Raw genomic sequence first — 22,456 nt, 5'->3', positions numbered from 1 at the left:
AAAATCAATTTTTTAACAAAATAATTATATATATATTTAAAAAAATAGAAGATAAAATATGAAAACAAATAAATTAGTATTAATTAGACATGGTCAAAGCAAATGGAACAACTTAAATAAATTTACTGGATGGCACGATATAGAATTAAGTCAAAATGGAAAAAATGAAGCTCAAAAAGCAGGTTTATTATTAAAGAAAGAAAATTTTTTTTTCGATTATGCACATACCTCTATGTTAAAAAGAGCGATACATACCTTAAGATATATTTTAGATACATTAAATCAATCTTGGTTGCCCGTTCAAAAATCTTGGCGTTTAAATGAAAGACATTATGGTGCACTGGAAGGATTGAACAAAGATGAAATGACTAAAAAATATGGTGAAGAACAAGTAAATTTATGGAGAAGAAGTTTTGATATTATTCCTCCTCAAATTAAATTAAAAGATAAAAGATTTCCAGGAAATGACGTACGTTATGCAAATATAGAAACTGATAAACTTCCATTAGGTGAAAGTTTACAATTGACTGCAAAAAGAGTGATTCCTTACTGGAATGAATTTATTTTACCACAAATACAAAAAAGAAAAAAAGTTCTTATTGTAGCACACGGAAATTCTTTACGTGCATTAATTCAATTTTTAAATAAAATAGATAATAAAAAAATTTTGGAATTAAACATTCCAACTGCCATTCCCATTGTTTTAGAATTCAATGAAGAATGTATTCCTATTAAATGGTATTATTTAAAATCAATTATTTAATATAATATATTTTTCCATCTAAAAATTGCTATGTAAAAAAATTATCTCCAATTTTAGTTGGAGATTAAATCTTATTTTAATAAAACAATTAAAATCAATTTTTTAAAGAAAAATTTGTTAAAAATTAATAATAGGAAAAAAAATAAAATTTTATAGTAGTGAAAAAAACGGGATTTTTATGATCAAAAAAATTGGAGTGTTAACTAGCGGTGGAGATGCTCCTGGAATGAATGCTGCAATTAGGGGTGTAGTAAGAACAGCATTAAGTGAAAAATTAGAAGTATTTGGTATCTATGATGGATATTTAGGTTTATATGAAAATCGTATGACACAACTAGATAGATATAGTGTTTCTGATATGATTAATAGAGGTGGAACATTTTTAGGATCTGCTAGATTTCCGGATTTTTATAAAAATGAAATACGTACTATTGCGATAAATAATTTAAATAAAAGAAACATAGATGCCCTTGTTGTAATTGGAGGAGACGGATCTTATATAGGAGCTCAAAAATTAACAAAAATGGGTGTTCCATGTATTAGTATTCCAGGAACTATAGATAACGATGTAGCAGGTACTGATTATACAATAGGTTATTTTACAGCTTTAGAAACAGTTGTAGAAGCAATTGATAGATTAAGGGATACTTCTTCTTCTCATCAAAGAATCTCTATTGTAGAAGTTATGGGAAGATACTGTGGTGACTTAACGTTAGCTGCTGCAATTGCTGGTGGCTGCGAATTCATTGTTTTGCCAGAAATCAAGTATACAAAAGAAGAATTAGTTTCTGAAATTCAAGCAGGCATCGAAAAAGGTAAAAAACATGCAATAGTAGCGATAACAGAATACATTTGTGATGTAGAAAAATTAGCTGGATATATTCAGAAAAAAACAAATAGAGAAACAAGAGCTACAATTTTAGGGCACATCCAAAGAGGAGGGGCTCCAGTAGTATATGATCGAATACTTGCTTCAAGAATGGGGGCATATGCAGTAGAATTATTGATAAAAGGTTACAAAGGAAAATGTGTTGGAGTACAAAATGAAAAAATGGTATTTAACGATATAACAAATGCACTAAAAAATATGAAACGTGTTTTTAAAAAAGATTGGTTAATTACAGCTAAAAAGCTATACTAATACAAAAATTAGTGCCGGTTTTTCCGGCGCTCTAAAATTTTTAATTTTATTTTTAATAAAATAAAATTTTAAAGGTATTAAAACAATGAATCTTTTTAAAAAAAAAAATATTAAAACAATGTTTTATTGAATTTTTAGGAACAGGTTTAATTATATTTTTAGGAATCACTTCTTTTGCCATATCAAAATTAACAAATTTTCATTTTAATAGCTATGAAATTAGTTTTTTTTGGGGATTAGGAGTATTTATATCAGTTTATTTTAGTGTTTCAATATCTGGAGCACATTTAAATCCAGCTATTACTATTTTTCTTTGGTTGTCCTCTCAATTTAGTCAAAAAAAAGTAATACCTTATATTATATCTCAAATAGCTGGAGCATTCTTCTTTACTGTTTTAATGTATCTTATTTGTTATAATTTATTTAATTCATTTGAGTCTCAATATAACATCATTCGGGGGACAAAAAAAAGTCTTGAATTAGCTTCAGTTTTCTGTGCTTTTCCAAAAGAAGATCACAATTTAATTCATGATTTTATATTAGAAATATTTATTGGAACAATTTTTATAATTATACTTATGAAAATCAATGAAAAAAATAATTTATTTCCATCTTGTAGTTTTATAAATCCTTTTTTAATAGGAATGTTAATTGCAATAATTAACCTATTGTTAAGTTCATATAATATTACTTTGAATCCAGCTCGAGATTTAGGTCCTAGAATATTTTTAAGCTTAATTGGATGGGGTAAATTAGCATTTACAGGTAGTGATAATATGATTTTTCCATATTTTTTAATACCTACCATTACGCCTATTCTAGGTATAAATCTAGGAGGATGGATATACACAATTTATATAAAAAAATAATTATTTTTTATAAAATATTATCTGATATCTCTATAATTTTTAAAAATTCTTCATGTTTTAAAGATGCACTACCAATTAACAATCCATCAACATCAGGTTGCTTAAGGAAATTTTCTGCATTTAATGAATTAACAGAACCACCATATTGTACAATCAAGTTTTCTGCACTAATAGCATCATATTGTTTTATATAATTTTTTATAAATTGATGTATTAATTGCACATTTTTAGGATCTGCTGAAACACCTGTACCAATAGCCCAAACAGGTTCGTATGCAATTACTGAATTTCTAAACGCTTGTTCTCCAAAAACATTTAATATAGACTTTAATTGTATTTTTAAACTCTTTTCAGTCTTATTAGATTTTTTTTCTATTTCAGTTTCGCCTATACATAAAATAGGAATTAAGTCTAATTTTTTTACTAAACCAAATTTTTTTGAAATTATTTCGTTATTTTCATTATGAAACAAGCGTCTTTCAGAATGACCAAGGATAATATATTTAACACCAATATCTTTCATCATTAAAGCAGAATTTTCACCAGTAAAAGCACCTTTTAAATTTATATCTATATTTTGTGCACCAAGACAAATATCTGTATTATTTATATCTTTATATACTCTTTCTAAAAAAACAGTAGGAGGTGCAATTACAATAATGTTTTTTTTTGAAAAAGATAAAAATTTTAACTTTAAATAAGTTAAAAAACAAGAAATACTTTTTATGTCACCGTTTAATTTCCAATTAGCTACAATAATATTTTTTTTCATATTAATACACTCAAATTTTTTTAATATTATAGAAACTAAGCTTTTTATAAAAAAATTATATATGAACTTAGTTTCTATTACAGAAGTATTAAGATATACTATTTATATAAATTAACTCGATCTCGCAGTTTTTTTCCTGGTTTAAAATAAGGTACATATTTTTCGTTTAATTTAATTTTTTTGCCAGTTTTAGGATTTCGACCTATACGAGAAGATCTATAATGCAAGGAAAAACTACCAAATCCTCGAATTTCAATTCGTTTTCCCTTAGACAGCGAAATTGACATATATTTAAGCATTTCTTTTACGGCATATTCTATTATTTTATTTGAAATATGAGATTTTCGTTCAGCAATTCTTTCGAATAATTCTGACTTTGTCATAAATCCTCTATAATTAATATATTTTTATAAAAATGTTTTTTTAAAAACTTACAAAAAATATATTTTTGTTTTTCAAATAATTATTCAGTATTTTGAGCTGCTTTAAAAGCTTCCGTCATTACATTAGAAAAAGATTCATCATTTGATTTTATATTTATTTTATTTTTTAAATCTTTTTTATTATCCTTTTCATCTATAATATGAAAAGCAAGATTAATAATTCTATTTTTTCGATCAAAATTAGATAATTTTACTAAAATAGTATCATTAATTTTTATTTTTTTTATTATTTCTTCACTATTAACACGAGAAGAGTCAGAAAATTTTATGTTGCCTTCTACACCTTCTGCTAATTTTACTATAGCAGTTTTTTTATCAAAGGATTTTACTGTTCCAGTAATTAAAGCTCCTTTTTTATAATTTGAAACATATGCATTAAAAGGATCTTCTTCTAATTGTTTAATTCCTAATGAAATACGTTCTCGTTCAGCATCTACTTGTAAAACCACAGCAGATATTTCATCACCTTTTTTATAGTTTTTAACAGCCTCTTCACCTGATATTTTCCAAGAAATATCCGATAAATGTACTAATCCATCAATACCACCTTTTAAACCAATGAAAATACCAAAATCTGTAATAGATTTTATTTTTCCGGCAACATGAACTCCTTTTTTATGAGTTTCAGAAAATTCTTGCCAAGGATTTACCTTGCATTGTTTTAAACCAAGGGAAATACGACGACGTTCTTCATCAATATCTAAAACTATAACATCTACTATATTATTCACAGCAACTACTTTAGAAGGATGAATATTTTTATTAGTCCAATCCATTTCAGATACATGAACAAGACCTTCTACACCTTCTTCAATTTCTACAAAACAACCGTAATCTGTTAAATTTGTTACGCGACCACTTAATTTAATTCCTTCTGGATAACGATGAGAAATGGCTATCCATGGATCTTCACCCAATTGTTTTAATCCTAGAGAAACACGTGTTCTTTCTCTATCAAATTTTAAAATTTTAACATTTATTTCATCGCCGACATTAACTATCTCACTGGGATGTTTAACCCTTTTCCATGCCATGTCAGTAATATGTAACAATCCGTCTACACCACCCAAATCTACAAAAGCTCCATAATCTGTTAAATTTTTAACGATCCCTTTAATTTCTATGCCTTCTTGTAAACTTTCTAATAATTGATCTCTTTCAGCACTATTTTCAGATTCAATTACAGCACGTCTCGAAACAACAACATTATTACGTTTTTGATCTAGTTTTATTACTTTAAATTCTAGTTCTTTACCTTCAAGATGAATAGTATCTCTAACAGGACGAATATCAACTAAAGAACCTGGTAAAAAAGCACGTATGTCATTTAATTCTACAGTAAATCCACCTTTAACCTTTCCATTAATAATGCCAATAACAGTTTCTGATTTCTCATGAGCTTGTTCTAATATTAACCATGCTTCATGTCGTTTTGCTTTTTCTCGAGATAAAAGTGTTTCTCCAAATCCGTCTTCAATAGCATCTAAAGCAACATCAATCTCATCTCCAACTTTTACATCTAAAAATCCTTGAGCATTTTTAAATTGTTCAGCTGGAATTGCTGATTCAGATTTAAGACCGGCATCAACGAGTACTGTTTCTTTTTCTATAGAAACAATAACTCCTCGAATAATTGATCCTGGACGAGTTTTAATCTCTTTTAGTGATTCTTCAAATAGTTGAGCAAAAGATTCATTCATATTAATAATATTTAAAAAACTTTTATTAAATGTTTATTTTAACTTCATGTTAAAATAAGCTTGTTTTATATATCTTTTAATAATCCATATCAAAGAGTGCAATTTTTTGCGAATAAAGATTTATATTTATTTTAATAAAATACTTTGTAAAAGTTTTAATTGTTCTTCAAAACTCAATTTATTAAATTTAATATTATAGCATTTTCTGATAGGTATAAAGGAGAAATTGATTGATTTTAATCAAGTTCATCATGAATTTTTATTTGTTTTAAAAATTTTTGAAATTAATATGATGTTAATTTTTTTTAGTTATAATATTTTTCTATATATTTTTCTATAAATACAATATTAAATATTGTATCCAAAAAAATTTTATTATAGCATTAGGAAAAAAATTCTATTCATATCCCATTTTTCTTCTATTAATCCGGGAAAACAAAGAAAACAACTTTATTAATGAAGTAAAGTTTTTCTAATTTTAAAAAAAGTTGCTCATTTAGACAAAATTTCACTAAATTTTTAAAAAAATTGTTTTTTCTAAAAGAAGAAAAATTTAAATTAAAATAGATAAAATTATCTGTAATGTTAAAAATTAACTAAATTTGCTAATTTTTAAAAAATCTTTAAAGTAAGATGGAAAAGTTTTAGAAATACAATTCGGATTACGTATACTAACACTCATTCCAGATAAACATATAAGAGAAAAACACATCGCCATACGATGATCATTATATGTATCAATTTCTGCAAATTTAAATAAAACAGGAGGAGTAATAGATAAAAAATCTTTTCCTTCTCTGACTACTGCACCAATTTTTTTTAATTCTGTGCTCATTGCAAATAATCGATCAGTTTCTTTAACACGCCAGTTGTATATATTTTTAATAATTGAAGTTCCTTGAGCAAAAAGAGATACTATTGCAATAGTCATTGCTGCATCAGGGATATGATTCATATCTAAGTTAATTTTTTCTAATTTATTACGTGTACAAACAATAAAGGAATCACCCCAATCAATAATAGCTCCCATTTTTTTAAGTACATCAGCAAATTTTATATCACCTTGAATACTTTTTTTACCAACACCAACAACTTTTACTGAACCACCTTTAATTGCAGCAGATGCTAAAAAATATGATGCTGAAGATGCATCTCCTTCAATCAGATAATTTCCTGGTGATTGATATTGTTGTTTTCCCCTTATATGAAAAGATTTATAAGAATTATTTGTAATATTAATTCCAAAAGATTTCATTAGATTTAATGTAATATCAACATAAGGTTTAGAAACTAAATTTCCATGAATAAATATACTAGTATCTTTTAATGCTAATGGAGCTATCATTAATAATGATGTTAAAAATTGACTAGAAATACTTCCGTTTAATACAATAGAGCCGCCTATAAAACCACCTTTAGTCAAAATAGGAGGATATCCTATGTTTTTTTTGTATTCAAGAATTGCCCCACCTTGTTTTAAAGCGTCAACAAGATGTTCAATTGGTCTTTCATGCATTCTATCATCTCCACTTAAGATAACATTATTTTGATTTAAAGATAGAGCAGCAAGAAGCGGTCGCATAGCTGTTCCTGCATTTCCTAAAAACAATGAAATAGGATGAGATAAACAAAACGCTTTTCCGATACCATGAACATGACAAGTTGTATTATTATTTGATAAGAAAAATTTAACTCCAATTTTTTTTAAAGCAGCTAACATATATTGAGTATCTTGACTATCTAGTAAATTTGTTAAACAAGTAATACCATTAGCCATAGAAGATAATAATAAAACTCTATTTGATATACTTTTTGAGCCAGGTAAATAAATAGTTCCATTGACGTAAGAAACTGGTTTTAACTTTAAAATTTTTTGCATAATAAAACACACTCTAATGAAAACAAAATTTTTAATTTATTCCTTAAGAAAATTAAAATCTTTTATCCATACTTTTTTTCAAAATATAACATAAATTCCGCTAAAGATTGAACACCTTCTAATGGCATAGCGTTATAGATAGATGCACGCATACCTCCAACTATATAATGTCCTTTTAAAGCATTTAACCCTACGTTATGTGCTTCTTTTAAAAAGAAATCATTTAATTTAGAATCGTATAAATGAAACACGACATTCATTTGAGATCTATTTCTCTTATCTATATTATTGATATAAAAATCGCTATTATCTATTATTTGATACAATAAATTTGATTTTTTTTGATTTAATGCTTCAATTTTTTTTATTCCACCTTGTTTTTTTAACCATTTAAACACTAATCCTGACAAATACCAAGAAAATGTAGGCGGTGTATTAAACATAGAATTATATTTTGATATCGTGTGATAATTAAAAATAGAAGGAGATATTTTAGAAGCATATCCTATTAAATCTTTTCTAATAAGAATAATTGTAATACCCGAAGGTCCAATATTTTTTTGAGCACCTGCATAAATCAAACCATAATTTTCAACATTAATTTTGCGAGATAAAATAAATGATGAAAAATCTCCAACTATTATTTTGTTTTTAAAATTTGGTTCTTCATAAATTGACATTCCATCTATGGTTTCATTAGGACAATAATGAATATACGCCGAATTGTTACTGATATTCCATTCAGAGGGTTTTAAAAGAAAATTTTTACCATTTTCTGTTTTTTTAATTGATATATTTTTAGGAATACAATATTTCTTAGCTTCTACTAATGCACAATTCGACCAATATCCACTATTAATGTAATCTGTTTCTTTAAAATTACCTAATAAATTCATTGGAACAGCAGCAAACTGACCTCTTGCACCACCTTGACAAAATAATATTTTATAAGAATCAGAAATATTTAACAAATCTCTTAAATCTTTTTCTGCTTCTAAAGCTACTTGAATAAACTCCTTACTGCGATGGCTGATTTCCATAACAGAACAGCCCATGTGATTCCAATTTTGTAATTCTGTTTTTGCTTGATAAAGAACATCTTTTGGAATCATAGCCGGTCCAGCACTAAAATTATAGATCAAATTCATTTTTTCACCAATAATCATTTTTTGATGTATCTAATTAATTTATATATTCTATACCCTTCATATATTTTTTTTGTAAAATTCTTGGAATTTCTACTCGACCGTCGCCATGTTGATAATTTTCTAATATAGCAGCCAATGTTCTACCAACTGCCAAACCTGAACCATTTAATGTATGAACAAAATTATTGTTTTTTTCGGTATTTTTTCTATAACGTGTTTTCATACGACGAGCTTGAAAATCACTCATATTAGAACAAGAAGAAATTTCTCTGTATTTTTTCTGAGAAGGAAACCATACTTCTAAATCATATGTTTTAGCTGCAGAAAAACCCATTTCTCCCCCACATAAAAGAACTTTTCTATATGGTAATTCTAAAAGCTGTAAAACTTTTTCTGCATGATTGGTTAATAACTCCAAGGCATTCATAGATGATTCCGGTTGTACAATTTGAACCAATTCTACTTTATCGAATTGATGTAATCGAATTAATCCCTTACTATCACGTCCGTAAGAAGAAGCTTCAGATCTAAAACAGGGGGTATGAGCAGTTAACATAATAGGTAATTTTTTTTCATCTAATATTTGGTTACAAAATAAATTAGTTAACGGCACTTCAGCTGTGGGAATTAATATATATTTTTTATTATTAATAGAATTTATATGAAATAAATCATCACTAAATTTTGGTAATTGTCCCGTGCCATATAGTGAATCATGATTAACTAAATAAGGGACATAAGTTTCTATATAACCATGTTTTATAGTATGTAAATCTAACATAAATTGACTTAATGCACGATGTAAAAGAGCAATTTTTCCCTTCATCACAACAAATCGTGAACCTGATATTTTTGCAGAAGATTTCCAATCTAATTGATTTAGTTTATTTCCTATTTCTACATGATCTCGAACTATAAAATTGTATTCTTTTTTTTTGCCCCAATATTTTACTATTTTATTATTTTTTGATGAATTTCCTTTTGGAACATCATCAGAAGGAATATTAGGTATAGATATAGAAAAATTATGAATTTTTTCTTGTAATAGATTGAGCTTAATTTTTAATATAGATAAATTTTTACTTGATTCTACAAGTTGTTTTTTTAAATTTTTGTCTACTTCTTGAAAATTTTTTTCTTTTTTAAATAACCCTGATAAGATATTGTGCTGGCATTGTAAATTTTCTGTTTTAATCTGTAATTTTTTTCGTTTTTCTTCCAGAGAAGATATGAGTGATATATCTAATTCAAAATTTTTTTTTAATAATTTTTTTGCTATAACATGTATTTGATTTCGTAATAAATAAGGATTTAACATAGTTTTTTAAGTCTTTTTAATTGAAAATTAAAGTTAAAAAAAAATTCTACTTATCTTTTAAAGAATACAAAAGATATTTAATGTATTAAAAATGCAAAAATAAAGTTTATATATATAATATAACCAGATTATGAATTATAAGATAAATAATAATTATTGTTAAAATCTTTTAATCCTAATAGATTATATTAATATATTTTTTTATAAAAAAATATTTTTAATAAATTTATATCTTAAGTGATGTTTTAATACATTTTATTTTAAAAATATTTAAGGGAAATACAATATGGAATTAATCAATCACAAAAAAATAATAATTTTAGGTTCAGGACCAGCAGGATACACTGCTGCTATATATAGCTCTAGAGCTAATTTAAATCCTCTATTAATTACTGGAATTAATAAAGGTGGTCAATTAATGAATACTAATGAAATCGAAAATTGGCCAGGCGATTTCAAAAAAATTACTGGTCCTGAACTAATGGATCGAATGCATAAACATGCAGTAAAATTTAATACAGAAATTATATATGACAATATTGTTTCAGTAGAATTTAAAAAAAAACCATTTTTTTTACTAGGAGAACATAATAAATATACATGTGATACGGTTATTATCGCTACAGGCGCAAACCCACGTTACTTAGGATTAAATTCAGAAAATGAATTTAAAGGAAAAGGTGTTTCTACTTGTGCCGTATGTGATGGATTTTTTTATAAAAATCAAGAAGTTGCAGTAGTAGGAGGTGGAAACACAGCTATAGAAGAAACATTATATTTATCAAATTTTGTAAAAAAAGTTCATTTAATTCATCGTAGAAATAATTTTAAAGCTGAAAAAATTCTAATTAATCGATTATTAAAAATGGTAAAAAATAAAAAAGTCATCTTGTATTTAAACTCAAATATAAAAGAAATTTTAGGCAATAGTCAAGGTGTTACTCACTTACTAATTCAACATAAAGATTTAAAAGAAAATAAAGAAATAAAAATTATAATTTCTGGATTGTTTGTTGCAATTGGGTATACACCAAATACAGATTTATTTACTGATCAATTAGAAATGGAAAATGGATACATTAAAGTAAACAAAGGAATACATGGAAACTATACACAAACAAGTATACCCGGTATATTTGCAGCAGGTGATGTAATTGATCACGTATATAGACAAGCTATCACATCATCTTCTAGTGGATGTATGGCTGCATTAGATAGCGAACGTTATCTTAATTCATTATCTTAATCTCTTATTTTTACTCCAGAGAATAACAAAAACATACTAGTCAAAATGACTAGTATCAGATATAATGAAAAAATACTAAATATATTAGTACTTTTTTAAAAGTAAACATATTAAACATAATATAGAGAAAAAAATGACTAAAGAAGATAACATTGAAATGCAAGGAATTGTTATTGATACATTACCAAATACAATGTTTCGTGTTGAATTAGAAAATAAACATGTCATTACAGCACATATTTCAGGAAAAATGAGAAAAAATTACATTAGAATATTAACAGGAGATAAAGTTACTGTTGAGCTAACACCCTATGATTTAACAAAGGGAAGGATTATTTTTAGAAGCCGTTAAATATTTTGTTTCTTTTTTAAATTCAATTGAAAATTAAATATTAATTAATATAAAAAAATCACTTAAATAAAATTTAACAATCTACTTTATTTCTTAAATAACTCCCAAAAAAAATATTTCAAGACAATTTTTTTATTTTAAAAATCTTTAATTATATTTTAAAATAAAAAAACTCTACTTATAGATAAAACAGAAATTTTTGAAAATTAAGAAAATCTTGAAGAGAATTTATGCGTACTAAATATTGTGGAAATATTAGAATAATTGATTTACATAAATCAATAATTCTATGTGGTTGGGTACATAAAATAAGAAATTTTAGTCAATTTATTTTTATTGATATGAGAGATTGGACAGGTATTGTTCAACTTGTTTTTGAACGAAAAAATAATACAGTTTTTAAACAAGCTGTAAATTTAAAGAACGAATCTTGTATTAAAATTATAGGAATTGTTCAAAAAAGAAATACTAAAAATAAAAATTTAGATACTGGAGAAATAGAAATATTAGTAAATAAAATAAAAATTTTTAATATTTCAAAAACACTGCCATTAGATTATTCAAAGAATAGTAATGACGATATACGATTAAAATATCGTTATTTAGATCTCCGTCGTTCTCAGTTATTAGAAAATCTTAAAATAAGAAATAAAATCACTTATTTAATAAGAATTTTTATGACAAAGAAAAACTTTTTAGATATTGAGACACCTTTTCTGACAAAATCTACACCAGAAGGTGCTCGGGATTATTTAGTACCCAGTAGAAATTATCCAGGAAAATTTTATGCATTACCTCAATCACCACAATTGTTTAAACAATTGTTGATGATTTCTGGTATTGATAAATACTATCAAATAGTTAAGTGTTTTCGTGATGAAGATTTACGTTCAGATCGACAACCAGAATTTACACAAATTGATATTGAAGCTTCTTTCGTAAGTTCTACTAAAATTAGAAACTTCGTGGAAAAATTAATAAAAAAAATTTGGCTTAAAATTGTTAACTATCATTTAAATAAATTTCCTAAAATTTCTTTTTTCGATGCCATGCAACGTTATGGATCAGATAAACCTGATTTAAGAAATCCAATGGAAATCATTGATGTTTCCGACCTTTTTATTAAAGAAAAATTTTTATCATTTTTTAAAATTAATTTAGAAAAAAAAAATAGAATAGCGTTATTGTGTTTTTGTCAAGGTAACAAAATAAGTCGAAAAAAAATTGATGAATATTCTAATTATGTAAAAAAATTTGGTTCAAAAAAATTGTTTTATATAAAAATAAATAAAATTGAAAATGGATTTCAAGACATTCAAAGTTCAATAAAAAATATTTTAGATGAAACTACACTAAAAAACATTTTAAAAAAAACAAATGCAAAAAATGGAGATATTTTGTTTTTAATTGCTGATGAAGAAAGAATAGTAAATAGATCTCTTGGAATGCTACGTATAAAATTAGGAAATGATTTTATATTTTTTAAAAAAAATGTTTGGAAACCCGTTTGGGTCGTAGATTTTCCTATGTTTAAACAAGGTTCTGATGGAAAAATCTCTTCTAATCATCATCCATTTACGGCCTTAAAAAAAAATAATCAAAAGAAACTTGAAAAAAATCCGCATCTTGCTATTTCTGATAGTTATGATTTAGTAATTAATGGTTATGAAATCGGTGGTGGTTCAGTACGTATCCATGATACTAAAATACAAAAAAAAATATTTGACATCATTGGAATAGAAAAAAAAACTCAAAAAGAAAAATTTGGATTCTTGATAGAAGCATTAAAATATGGGGCGCCTCCTCATGCAGGAATAGCTTTAGGATTAGATAGAATAGTCATGCTTTTAACAAAGACTAATAACATTAAAGATGTAATCGCTTTCCCAAAAACAACTTCAGCCAGTTGTTTAATGACTAATTCTCCTAGTGAATCAAAAAAATCTACTTTAAATGAATTAGGTATAGATATTATTGAAAAATAAAAAAATTTTACATAATTTTTTTTATATTACTTAAAAAATAAATACAAGAAGAAAAAAAAACGATAGATGGACTAGTTGGAGTATTATAAAAAAAAGATAAAAACATCCCACCTGTAACTGAAATAATACTTATTAATATTGAGAAAAAAATCATTTTTTCTGGAGAGTCAGAAAAAAGTTGTGCAGTTGCAGGAGGAATAATCAATAATGAAGTTGTTAACAGTACTCCGACAAATTTAATAGCAATAGAAATAGATAAAGCAGTAGTTAACATTAAAGTTAAACGTGCATAAAAAATATTAACACCATCTATTTGAGCTAATTCTTCATTAATTGTTAATAACAAAATAGAATTCCAACGGAAAAACAAAATAGTTAAAACAATCAAACTTCCTAAAGCAATAATAAATAAGTCAAATACTGTTACAATTAATAAATCACCAAATAAGTAGTTACCGAGATCTATATGACGAGAAGTAGACATCAAACTTATAAAAATCATTCCTAAGGATAATGAACTATGAGATATTATACTCAATATTGTTTCTAATGAAACTGATAATAATTTTTCAATCCATGCTAATACAATGGCAAGAAAAATCATAAAAAATAATACTGTATAGAAAGAATCAATTTCAAATAGTATAGATATAGCTAAGCCAAGTATAGAAGAATGAGAAAGTGTATCACCAAAAGATGATATACGACGCCAAATAATAAATGATCCTAGAGGTCCTGTTGAAAAAGATAATAAAATACCAGCCAATAATCCTGGATAAATTAATTCAAACATAATAAAAAATACTCTATAATTTTAATATTGATGTACATGATCATGATTATGTTGATAAATTGCTAATTCTTTTATACGTTTTAAACCAAATATAGAAATAAATTCTAAATTTTTAGAAACTTTTTTCGGAGTACCAGAACAGCAAATATGTTTATTTAAACAAATTACATAATCTGTTTTGGCCATAACAAAGTTTAAATCATGAGAAACTATTAAAATTGAGCATTGAATTTCAGATCGAATTTGATTAATTAATTCATACAAATCGAGTTGCCCCATTATATCAACTCCCTGTATAGGCTCATCTAAAACAAGTAAATTCGGATTATTTAATAATGCTCTAGCTAAAAGAATACGTTGCATTTCTCCGCCAGATAATTTTTGTAATGGAGAATACTGAAGTGATTCTGCTTTTACACGTTTTAGTATTTTTAATATATTTACGTTTTTTTTCCTTTTTGATAATCTCATAAATCTTTCTACTGTAATAGGTAATAAGTTATTAAGATGTAATTTCTGAGGTACATATCCAATAGATATGTTAGGAGATCGAATAATATTTCCTAAATCAGGTTGTATTAATCCTAACATAACACGTATTAAAGTAGATTTTCCAGCTCCATTAGGTCCTATTAAAGTGACAATACGATTAGGAATTAAAGAAAATGATATATTAGAAAGAATAGAACGATTGGAGAAACTCACATAAATATTTTTTAAAACAATTAATTCTAACATATTAAATAAATTCTATTTTAGAATATGTGGCAGATTAATTATTATAAAATATTTTTTTTAAGATGAACATAAATATTATGTTAAAAAATAAAAAGAAAAATTTTTTTTCTATATTAGGAATATTATTTATATTAATACCAAGTAATTCTTATGCTTCTATATTAACTATATTTAAACCATTAGGTTTTATTGCAGCAGCAATTGCACACAACGTGACCAAGGTAGAAGTGATTTTACCAGATGGAGCAACAGTACAAAATTACTATTTGCGTCCATTAGATCTAGTTAAAATAAAACATTCTGATTTTATAATTTTAATAGGAGATCAGATAGAACCTTTTTTTTTAAAAAAAGCGATAAATTACTTTAAAAAAAAAACTATTGTATTAAGCGAAGTAAAAAGAATCAAGTTTCTTTTAACACATAATTCAGATTTTGAAAAAAATAAAAAAAAACAAAAAAATACTTTACAAAATAAAAAAGAAATTAATACTATATCATATGACATGCATATATGGTTATCACCTCAAATTGCATTAGAATCAGCAACAGTTATACATGATATGTTATTAAAGTTAATTCCTCAAAAAAAAAATATTATAGATAAAAATTTAAAACATTTTAAATCATGTTTATCAAAAACCAATAAAGATATAAAAAAAAATATATCATCTATTAAAGAAAGAAAATATTTTACTTTTCATAATGCTTGTAAATATTTTGAAAAATTTTATGGACTATATCCATTGGGAAGATTTACAAGATATCCTGGAATACAAACAGGAGCTAAATATTTATATGAAATTAAAAATCAACTATTAAAAAAAAAAGCAAGATGTATTTTTACAGAACCACATCTTAATTCAAATGTTGTTGATGTTATAACACGGGGAATAAATATTAAAAAAAAGAATCTTGATCTTTTTGGTATAGCTATTCCATTAGTACAAAATAGCTATGTAAATTTTCTTGTGAAATTGTCTAATCAATACATTAGCTGCTTAAAACATGTTTAAGGAAAAAAAAGTGCAGCAAATCTATAAAATAATTTTTCTATCTTTTCATGAAGATTTTTTTTATAAAATTATTAAAATTTTAATAAATATTATCGTTATAATAATTTTCACATCCCTATCAAGTTGTAGTCTTTTAATAAATAAAAAAACATCTTTTTTAAATCAAAAAAATTTGGAGCAAAAAAAAGAATTTAGAAAATTAAAAAAAAATAAAGAATGTTTAAAAAATTATACGACATACAAAAATATTATCTCTCATGGAGATAATATTAGTTTTTTATTAAAAAAATCAGGAGTAAAAATAAATGATATACTAAAATTAATAAAAATAGATAAAAATTTAAATAATATAAAAATTGGACAAAAAATTTATTGGAAAGTAGACAAATTAGGTAATTTAATAAAATTAAAATGGTATATTTCTAATTTTAAGAAAAAAATATACAAAAAATATAAAAATGAATTTAAATATATCAAATATATATCTGATTCTATTTTAGAAAAAAAAAGTATTTATATTAAAAAAAACTCTAATTTTTTTAAAAGTGCTTATCAATCAGGATTAAATCAATTTGAAATAAATAATGTTATTAAAGCAATAGAATGGCAAATTAATTTTCATAAATTAAATACTGGTAGTAAATTTGATTTAATTTTTTTGAATAAAAAAACAAAAAATAAAAAAGTATTATTAGGTGTAAAGTTAAATAACTTAGATAAAGAATATTTTGCAATAAAAGCATTTAATGGAAAATTCTATGATATTAACGGTTTTAACGAATCAAAAAAACTTATAAATTTTTCATTTTTAAAAAAATATCGCATATCTTCTCCATTCAATTTACATCGTCTTAATCCAGTTACACACCGCATTAGTCGTCATTTAGGGATAGATTTAGCTATGCCTCAAGGAACTCCTGTAATTGCTACTAGTAATGGTAAAATTATAAAAGCACAATTTAACAAAGTTGCAGGTTTTTACATTTCTTTAAAAAATAAAAATTATTATACAACTAGATATATGCATCTTAAAAAAATTCTAGTTAAAGTAGGTCAAAGAGTTAAAAAAGGTCAAAAAATAGCCTTATCGGGTAATACTGGTCGTACTACCGGTCCACATTTACATTATGAAATTTGGATTAAAAATCGTGCGATAAATCCTATAAAAGCAAAATGTATTTTTTCAGAACCCTTGACAAACAGCGAGAGAATGAAGTATTTAAAAGAATCTAAAAAAATATTATTAAAATTAAAATAATTTATTTTTATGCAAAAAAAAATATTTTTAATATATAACTCTTAAAATTCTACTAGTATTAGTTTTACCTATTTTCCCCATTATATCACCTTGAGTGACAATAACTAAATCGTTATTAAATAAAAATTTTTTTTTACATAAAAGAATTATAGCTTCATTAGCAGCTTTAACACCATCGTTTTCACTATCAAAATAAACAGGAATAACGCCTCTATAAAGAGCAGTTAGATTTAAAGTTTTTTTATGTTTTGATAAAGCAAAAATAGGTAGTCCGGAAGTAATTCTAGAAGTCATTAATGCCGTTTTTCCAGATTCAGTCATAGTAATAATTGCTGTAATTCCCTTTAAATGATTAGCTGCATACATTGACGACATAGCGATTGCTTCTTCAACGTTTTGAAATTCTACATCAAGACGGTGTCTAGAAACATTAATACTAGGAACTTTTTCTGCACCTTCACATACCTTAGCCATACTTATAACAGTTTCAGATGGATATTTACCAGATGCAGTTTCTGCAGAAAGCATGACTGCATCGCTACCATCTAACACAGCATTTGCCACGTCCATAACTTCTGCTCGAGTAGGTGATGGATTTAAAATCATTGATTCCATCATTTGCGTTGCTGTAATTGCCACTTTATTTAATTTTCTAGCAGTTCTAATGAGTTTTTTTTGCATACCTACTAATTCAGCATCACCAATTTCAACACCTAAATCGCCTCTAGCAATCATAATTGCATCTGAAGACAATATTATACTTTCTATAGAATTTTGATCAAATACTGCTTCAGCTCTTTCTATTTTAGCTATAATTTTGGCATCACTACCAGATTTTTTTAATAACTCTTTAGCTTTTATTAAATCATTGGCACACCGAGGAAAAGATACAGCTAAATAATCTATATCAATTTCAGCAGCAAGAATTATATCTTTTTTATCTTTTTCTGTTAATGCATCTGCTGATAAACCACCACCTAATTTATTAATACCCTTGTTGTTTGAAAGAACACCACCTATAACAACTTTTGTAAATATTTCAAATTTATTGATTTTTGTTACTTTTAATTGTATTTTTCCGTCATCCAACAGCAAAATATCGTTTACATTTAAATCATCTGGTAGTTTTTTATAATCAACTCCCACTCTTTCATTATTTCCATTTTGTTCATTTAAATTTGCATCTAATATAAAAGTATCATTAACTTTTAAAAAAATATTATTTTTTTTAAATTTAGAAATTCTAATCTTCGGTCCTTGTAAATCACCTAATAAAGCAATATGACAATTTAATTTGAACATTATTTCTCTTGCTTTTTGTGCTCTTTGTTTATGTTCATCAGATGAGCCATGAGAAAAGTTTAAACGAAGAACATTTGCTCCAGATAGAATAATCTTTTCGAGATTATTTTCTTTATCTGTAGACGGTCCTAAAGTTGCTACGATTTTAGTTCTTCTAACACGATTTAACATAAAAAAACCTCTTAATTTTTATTAAAATATATAGTTTTAAATTTTATTATACAGTTTTAAATTTTAAAAAATTAATGAAAATATAAAAGAATGAGAAATTTAATAATACATTTTTAATAAAATTAAAAAAACCCAAATAAGTATGTGAAATATTCATTTATATTTTTTTGTTTATTTAGTAAAATTAATAAAAATAGTTTTGTTAAAAAATATTTTAACATTAAAAATGTTATTTTAAATAATATATATTTTAACATATAAATATTTTCAAAATTAAAATTTGAAGAGAAAATTATGATTACAGAAACCAATCAAGCTTGCGATCTAGTTATTTTTGGAACAAAAGGAGATTTAGCAAGAAGAAAATTATTACCAGCTTTATACAAATTAGAAAAATCTCAAAAAATACATCCAGATACACGTATAATTGGTGCAGGTCGTGCTGATTGGAATACAGAAGACTACATAAAGGTAGTAAAAAAAGCAATAAAAAATTTTTTAAATGAAAAAGTTGATCAAAATATTTGGAAAAAATTAAGTGCACGTTTAAATTTTTTTAACATTGATGTATTTAAAGATCTTTATTTTTTAGAATTAAAAAAAATATTAAATGCAAAAAAAAATATTTTTATATATTACTGTGCAGTTCCTCCAAATACATTTAATGCTATTTTTAAAGGATTAGGAAAAGTAAATTTAAATTCTTTACCATCAAGAATAATAATAGAAAAACCATTAGGAGTATCTTTAGAAACATCGAAAAAAATTAATAAACAAATTTCTAAATATTTTTTAGAATCACAAATCTTTCGAATTGATCATTATCTTGGCAAAGAATCGATATTAAATCTTCTCGCATTACGTTTCTCGAATTCATTTTTTTTTCATAGTTGGAACAATAAAATTATTGATCATATTCAAATCACTGTATCTGAAGAAGTTGGTATTGAAAATAGATGGAATTATTTTGATCAAATGGGACAAACACGAGATATGGTACAAAATCATCTTCTACAAATTCTTACAATTGTTTCTATGGATCAACCAAAAAACATTACACCTGAAGATATAAGACAAGAAAAATTAAAAATACTTCGTTCTCTTAAAAAAATTGATTTAAATGAAATAAATGTTAAAACTGCACGAGGTCAATATACATCTGGTATTATAAATGGTAAGACAGTACCTGCTTATACAGAAGAGAATGGAGCAAACAAAGATAGTAAAACAGAAACATTTATTTCAATTAGAGTTGATATCGATAATGATCGATGGTTTGGAGTTCCATTTTATTTAAGAACAGGTAAACGTTTAGCATCTAAATATTCTGAAATAGTTATTGTCTTTAAAAAAATGTCTAAAAACTTATTTCAAAAATTTAATGAAAATTTATCACCTAACAAATTAATTATACGTCTAGAACCTAATGAAGGTATTAAAATAGAATTTTTAAATAAAGTACCAGGACTTAATAAAGAATATGAATTAAAAAGTGATAAAATGGAATGTAAATATCCAAATAATACTAAAAATTTTGTTGACGCATATGAAAGACTATTATTTGAAAGTATGAGAGGAATACAATCATTATTTGTATGTCGAGATGAAGTAGAAGAAGCATGGAAATGGATTGATCCAATAATAAATGCTTGGAAAAAAACAACGACAAGTACTGTACAGTTATACAAATCTGGTACATGGGGGCCAAAAAATTCAGACTCACTTATTATGCGAGATGGTCGATTTTGGGAAACGTTTAATTAAAATCAACTCTAAATAATTTATCTATCTTGACTTAATTAAGAAAATTATGTTAGCTTAAAAAAAATATTTTTTAATACCTTTTTTTTAAAAATCAACATTGTTAATTTAAATTTTTAAAAAAATATTTTTACATTTTCTTTAATTAAATTATTTTTTAATTAAAACTATTTTATCTAAATTGAGGAAGATAATATCTTATGATACGTATTATTCTTTTCTTATTAACTAATTTAGCAGTTATGTCAACATTCAGTCTAATTCTTGCTTTAACAGGAATTCAGTCCGAAAGTATTTATGGTTTGTTGATTATGTCCAGTCTATTTGGTTTTAGCGGATCTATTTTATCACTTATAATGTCTAAATGGATTGCACTACGTTCTGTAAACGGTAAAGTTATTAATCATCCCAGTAATGAAACAGAACGTTGGTTAATCGATACAATTCGTCAACAATCTATAAAAAAAAATATTATTATGCCACAAATAGCGATATATGAAGCTGCTGATATTAATGCATTTGCTACAGGTGCTCGTCGTAATTCAGCGTTAATTGCCATTTCAACAGGACTATTAGAAAATATGACACGTAATGAGGCAGAAGCAGTAATTGCTCATGAAATTAGTCATATTTCAAATGGTGATATGATTACGATGACTTTAGTACAAGGTGTTGTCAATACCTTTGTCATTTTTATATCTCGTATTCTTTCTCAAGCATTAAGCAGTTTATTATCAAGTAATCGCAATGAAGATAATGAAGATGGAAAAGATTCATTTTTATTTTTTTTAATTTCTACGTTTTTAGAAATAATTTTTGGTGTGCTTGCAAGTATTATTACTATGTGGTTTTCGAGACATCGAGAATTTTATGCTGATGCAAGTTCAGCAAAATTAGTTGGTCGAGAAAAAATGATTTCTGCTTTAAATCGTTTAAAATCAAGTCATGAACCTCAAGAATCAAATAGTATAATTGCGTTTTGCATTAATGGAAAATCTAATTCATTTATAGAATTATTTGCCTCTCATCCTTCTTTAGAAAAAAGAATACAGGCTTTAAATAATAAAAAATATATGTAGTAGTACATATCAAAAATTTAAAAATATCATCTCTCTTAGTAGAACATTTTTCTATTAAGAGATAAAATTTCTAAAAGCTATAGTTTCAAATAATTATTTAAACTTGTTTTTTAATACAAAAATGTTTACAATAAAATATTAATAAAACTTTTCTTAAAATTCTTAAATTCATATCTTATAAAAATCATTAACATTTATTTTCCTATTTTATACAATAGATAATTTTAAAATTAATGAATTTTATTAAGAAAACAAATCAAACTAAATTTTAAAATTTATAAAAATCAGAAAAAATAGCAGTTAAAAATAAATTTCTTCGTATAATGTTTAAGTTTGAGAAAAAATTTTAAAAGAAAATCAAAAAAAAATTAATAATTAAATAAAAAAAATTACTAATAAATAACATAATTTGTGCATAAAAAAATATTTTTTACTAAAAATTTATTTCTATTTAAAAAAAATATTTTTTTTGAAACAAAAAAAGTTATTAATAAATATTTATCAAATTTAAAATAAAATCTTTACTTCTCTACAACTTAACTAAACACAATAACTTCTAACTTCATATAAATTAAGTCTCGCATAATCTATTTAATCAGATATGGTCCATATTTTATCTCAACTATTTTTTAATTTTCTTGATATAATAAAATATTATATAATCTTAAATTATATTATATCTTAGATGTTTAGATATATTAAATATTGGGCTGTCCTATTTT

The 22,456-nt window shown here is 24.9% G+C and carries 19 protein-coding genes; 10 read left to right on the top strand and 9 right to left on the bottom strand.

Annotation, left to right across the window (positions count from 1 at the left end):
* Positions 1–58 precede the first annotated feature (58 nt).
* From gpmA to QZ401_RS01910, 3 genes are all read left to right on the top strand, one after another.
* A complete protein-coding gene (gpmA, locus tag QZ401_RS01920) occupies positions 59–763 on the top strand; it encodes a 2,3-diphosphoglycerate-dependent phosphoglycerate mutase (RefSeq protein WP_295164441.1) in 705 nt (234 codons plus the stop codon).
* Between the two features lie 178 nt (positions 764–941).
* Positions 942–1,904: a 6-phosphofructokinase gene (pfkA, locus tag QZ401_RS01915; RefSeq protein WP_295164439.1), complete on the top strand. Its 963-nt coding sequence runs from the start codon at positions 942–944 to the stop codon at positions 1,902–1,904.
* Positions 1,905–1,993: 89 nt separating this feature from the next.
* A complete protein-coding gene (locus tag QZ401_RS01910) occupies positions 1,994–2,773 on the top strand; it encodes an MIP/aquaporin family protein (protein ID WP_366664893.1) in 780 nt (259 codons plus the stop codon).
* A gap of 7 nt (positions 2,774–2,780) precedes the next feature.
* Here the strand turns inward: QZ401_RS01910 and tpiA are convergent, their stop codons facing one another.
* From tpiA to serS, 6 genes are all read right to left on the bottom strand, one after another.
* Positions 2,781–3,545, bottom strand: a complete 765-nt coding sequence (gene tpiA / locus QZ401_RS01905) for a triose-phosphate isomerase (protein ID WP_295164438.1) — start codon at positions 3,543–3,545, stop codon at positions 2,781–2,783.
* Positions 3,546–3,643: 98 nt separating this feature from the next.
* Positions 3,644–3,928, bottom strand: coding sequence for an integration host factor subunit beta (ihfB, locus tag QZ401_RS01900; protein ID WP_295164437.1), 285 nt, complete (start codon positions 3,926–3,928; stop codon positions 3,644–3,646).
* 80 nt (positions 3,929–4,008) lie between these two features.
* Positions 4,009–5,688 (bottom strand): 30S ribosomal protein S1, encoded by a 1,680-nt coding sequence (gene rpsA / locus QZ401_RS01895; protein ID WP_295164435.1) that lies wholly within the window; start codon positions 5,686–5,688, stop codon positions 4,009–4,011.
* A gap of 592 nt (positions 5,689–6,280) precedes the next feature.
* Complete coding sequence (gene aroA, locus QZ401_RS01890; RefSeq protein ID WP_295164434.1) at positions 6,281–7,567, bottom strand: 3-phosphoshikimate 1-carboxyvinyltransferase; 1,287 nt, start codon at positions 7,565–7,567, stop codon at positions 6,281–6,283.
* Between the two features lie 62 nt (positions 7,568–7,629).
* Positions 7,630–8,715 (bottom strand): phosphoserine transaminase, encoded by a 1,086-nt coding sequence (serC, locus tag QZ401_RS01885; protein ID WP_295164431.1) that lies wholly within the window; start codon positions 8,713–8,715, stop codon positions 7,630–7,632.
* 34 nt (positions 8,716–8,749) lie between these two features.
* The gene (serS, locus tag QZ401_RS01880) at positions 8,750–10,033 is read right to left on the bottom strand and encodes a serine--tRNA ligase (RefSeq protein WP_295164429.1); all 1,284 of its coding nucleotides are present in this window, start codon (positions 10,031–10,033) and stop codon (positions 8,750–8,752) included.
* Between the two features lie 286 nt (positions 10,034–10,319).
* Here serS and trxB point away from each other — a divergent pair, with 286 nt between their 5' ends.
* The 3 genes from trxB to aspS all read left to right on the top strand — a co-directional run bounded on the left by trxB (position 10,320) and on the right by aspS (position 13,616).
* Positions 10,320–11,279, top strand: a complete 960-nt coding sequence (trxB, locus tag QZ401_RS01875; RefSeq protein WP_295164428.1) for a thioredoxin-disulfide reductase — start codon at positions 10,320–10,322, stop codon at positions 11,277–11,279.
* Positions 11,280–11,412: 133 nt separating this feature from the next.
* Entirely contained in the window at positions 11,413–11,631 is a 219-nt protein-coding gene (gene infA / locus QZ401_RS01870) for a translation initiation factor IF-1 (RefSeq protein WP_295164427.1), read from the top strand.
* A 230-nt stretch (positions 11,632–11,861) separates the two neighbouring features.
* Positions 11,862–13,616, top strand: a complete 1,755-nt coding sequence (aspS, locus tag QZ401_RS01865) for an aspartate--tRNA ligase (protein WP_295164426.1) — start codon at positions 11,862–11,864, stop codon at positions 13,614–13,616.
* Positions 13,617–13,623: 7 nt separating this feature from the next.
* Here aspS and znuB read toward each other — a convergent pair whose 3' ends face one another.
* Together znuB and znuC are read right to left on the bottom strand one after the other, a co-directional pair.
* Entirely contained in the window at positions 13,624–14,409 is a 786-nt protein-coding gene (gene znuB / locus QZ401_RS01860; protein WP_295164424.1) for a zinc ABC transporter permease subunit ZnuB, read from the bottom strand.
* A 21-nt stretch (positions 14,410–14,430) separates the two neighbouring features.
* The gene (znuC, locus tag QZ401_RS01855) at positions 14,431–15,147 is read right to left on the bottom strand and encodes a zinc ABC transporter ATP-binding protein ZnuC (protein WP_295164423.1); all 717 of its coding nucleotides are present in this window, start codon (positions 15,145–15,147) and stop codon (positions 14,431–14,433) included.
* Between the two features lie 77 nt (positions 15,148–15,224).
* Between znuC and znuA the strand changes: the two genes are divergently transcribed.
* A complete protein-coding gene (gene znuA, locus QZ401_RS01850; protein WP_295164421.1) occupies positions 15,225–16,163 on the top strand; it encodes a zinc ABC transporter substrate-binding protein ZnuA in 939 nt (312 codons plus the stop codon).
* Positions 16,164–16,173: 10 nt separating this feature from the next.
* Positions 16,174–17,421 (top strand): murein DD-endopeptidase MepM, encoded by a 1,248-nt coding sequence (mepM, locus tag QZ401_RS01845; protein ID WP_295164420.1) that lies wholly within the window; start codon positions 16,174–16,176, stop codon positions 17,419–17,421.
* Between the two features lie 27 nt (positions 17,422–17,448).
* Here the strand turns inward: mepM and pyk are convergent, their stop codons facing one another.
* Entirely contained in the window at positions 17,449–18,894 is a 1,446-nt protein-coding gene (gene pyk / locus QZ401_RS01840; RefSeq protein WP_295164419.1) for a pyruvate kinase, read from the bottom strand.
* A gap of 294 nt (positions 18,895–19,188) precedes the next feature.
* Between pyk and zwf the strand changes: the two genes are divergently transcribed.
* The gene (gene zwf, locus QZ401_RS01835) at positions 19,189–20,658 is read left to right on the top strand and encodes a glucose-6-phosphate dehydrogenase (RefSeq protein WP_295164417.1); all 1,470 of its coding nucleotides are present in this window, start codon (positions 19,189–19,191) and stop codon (positions 20,656–20,658) included.
* A 197-nt stretch (positions 20,659–20,855) separates the two neighbouring features.
* On the top strand, positions 20,856–21,734 hold the full coding sequence (htpX, locus tag QZ401_RS01830) for a protease HtpX (protein WP_295164415.1): 879 nt from the start codon (positions 20,856–20,858) through the stop codon (positions 21,732–21,734).
* Positions 21,735–22,456 lie beyond the last annotated feature (722 nt).

Source organism: uncultured Buchnera sp. (assembly GCF_913776765.1).
Classification (GTDB): Bacteria; Pseudomonadota; Gammaproteobacteria; order Enterobacterales; family Enterobacteriaceae; genus Buchnera; species Buchnera aphidicola_AO.
The sequence above is the reverse complement of the archived record's forward strand: the minus strand, read 5'-3'. Positions and strand labels throughout refer to the sequence as shown.

What these genes read in the sequence shown, in the direction of transcription:
- gpmA (WP_295164441.1), top strand. Translation starts at nt 59, where the DNA reads ATGAAAACAAATAAATTAGTATTAATTAGACATGGTCAAAGCAAATGG.
- pfkA (WP_295164439.1), top strand. Translation starts at nt 942, where the DNA reads ATGATCAAAAAAATTGGAGTGTTAACTAGCGGTGGAGATGCTCCTGGA.
- tpiA (WP_295164438.1), bottom strand. Translation starts at nt 3,545, where the DNA reads ATGAAAAAAAATATTATTGTAGCTAATTGGAAATTAAACGGTGACATA.
- ihfB (WP_295164437.1), bottom strand. Translation starts at nt 3,928, where the DNA reads ATGACAAAGTCAGAATTATTCGAAAGAATTGCTGAACGAAAATCTCAT.
- rpsA (WP_295164435.1), bottom strand. Translation starts at nt 5,688, where the DNA reads ATGAATGAATCTTTTGCTCAACTATTTGAAGAATCACTAAAAGAGATT.
- aroA (WP_295164434.1), bottom strand. Translation starts at nt 7,567, where the DNA reads ATGCAAAAAATTTTAAAGTTAAAACCAGTTTCTTACGTCAATGGAACT.
- serC (WP_295164431.1), bottom strand. Translation starts at nt 8,715, where the DNA reads ATGAATTTGATCTATAATTTTAGTGCTGGACCGGCTATGATTCCAAAA.
- serS (WP_295164429.1), bottom strand. Translation starts at nt 10,033, where the DNA reads ATGTTAAATCCTTATTTATTACGAAATCAAATACATGTTATAGCAAAA.
- trxB (WP_295164428.1), top strand. Translation starts at nt 10,320, where the DNA reads ATGGAATTAATCAATCACAAAAAAATAATAATTTTAGGTTCAGGACCA.
- infA (WP_295164427.1), top strand. Translation starts at nt 11,413, where the DNA reads ATGACTAAAGAAGATAACATTGAAATGCAAGGAATTGTTATTGATACA.
- aspS (WP_295164426.1), top strand. Translation starts at nt 11,862, where the DNA reads ATGCGTACTAAATATTGTGGAAATATTAGAATAATTGATTTACATAAA.
- znuB (WP_295164424.1), bottom strand. Translation starts at nt 14,409, where the DNA reads ATGTTTGAATTAATTTATCCAGGATTATTGGCTGGTATTTTATTATCT.
- znuC (WP_295164423.1), bottom strand. Translation starts at nt 15,147, where the DNA reads ATGTTAGAATTAATTGTTTTAAAAAATATTTATGTGAGTTTCTCCAAT.
- znuA (WP_295164421.1), top strand. Translation starts at nt 15,225, where the DNA reads ATGTTAAAAAATAAAAAGAAAAATTTTTTTTCTATATTAGGAATATTA.
- pyk (WP_295164419.1), bottom strand. Translation starts at nt 18,894, where the DNA reads ATGTTAAATCGTGTTAGAAGAACTAAAATCGTAGCAACTTTAGGACCG.
- zwf (WP_295164417.1), top strand. Translation starts at nt 19,189, where the DNA reads ATGATTACAGAAACCAATCAAGCTTGCGATCTAGTTATTTTTGGAACA.
- htpX (WP_295164415.1), top strand. Translation starts at nt 20,856, where the DNA reads ATGATACGTATTATTCTTTTCTTATTAACTAATTTAGCAGTTATGTCA.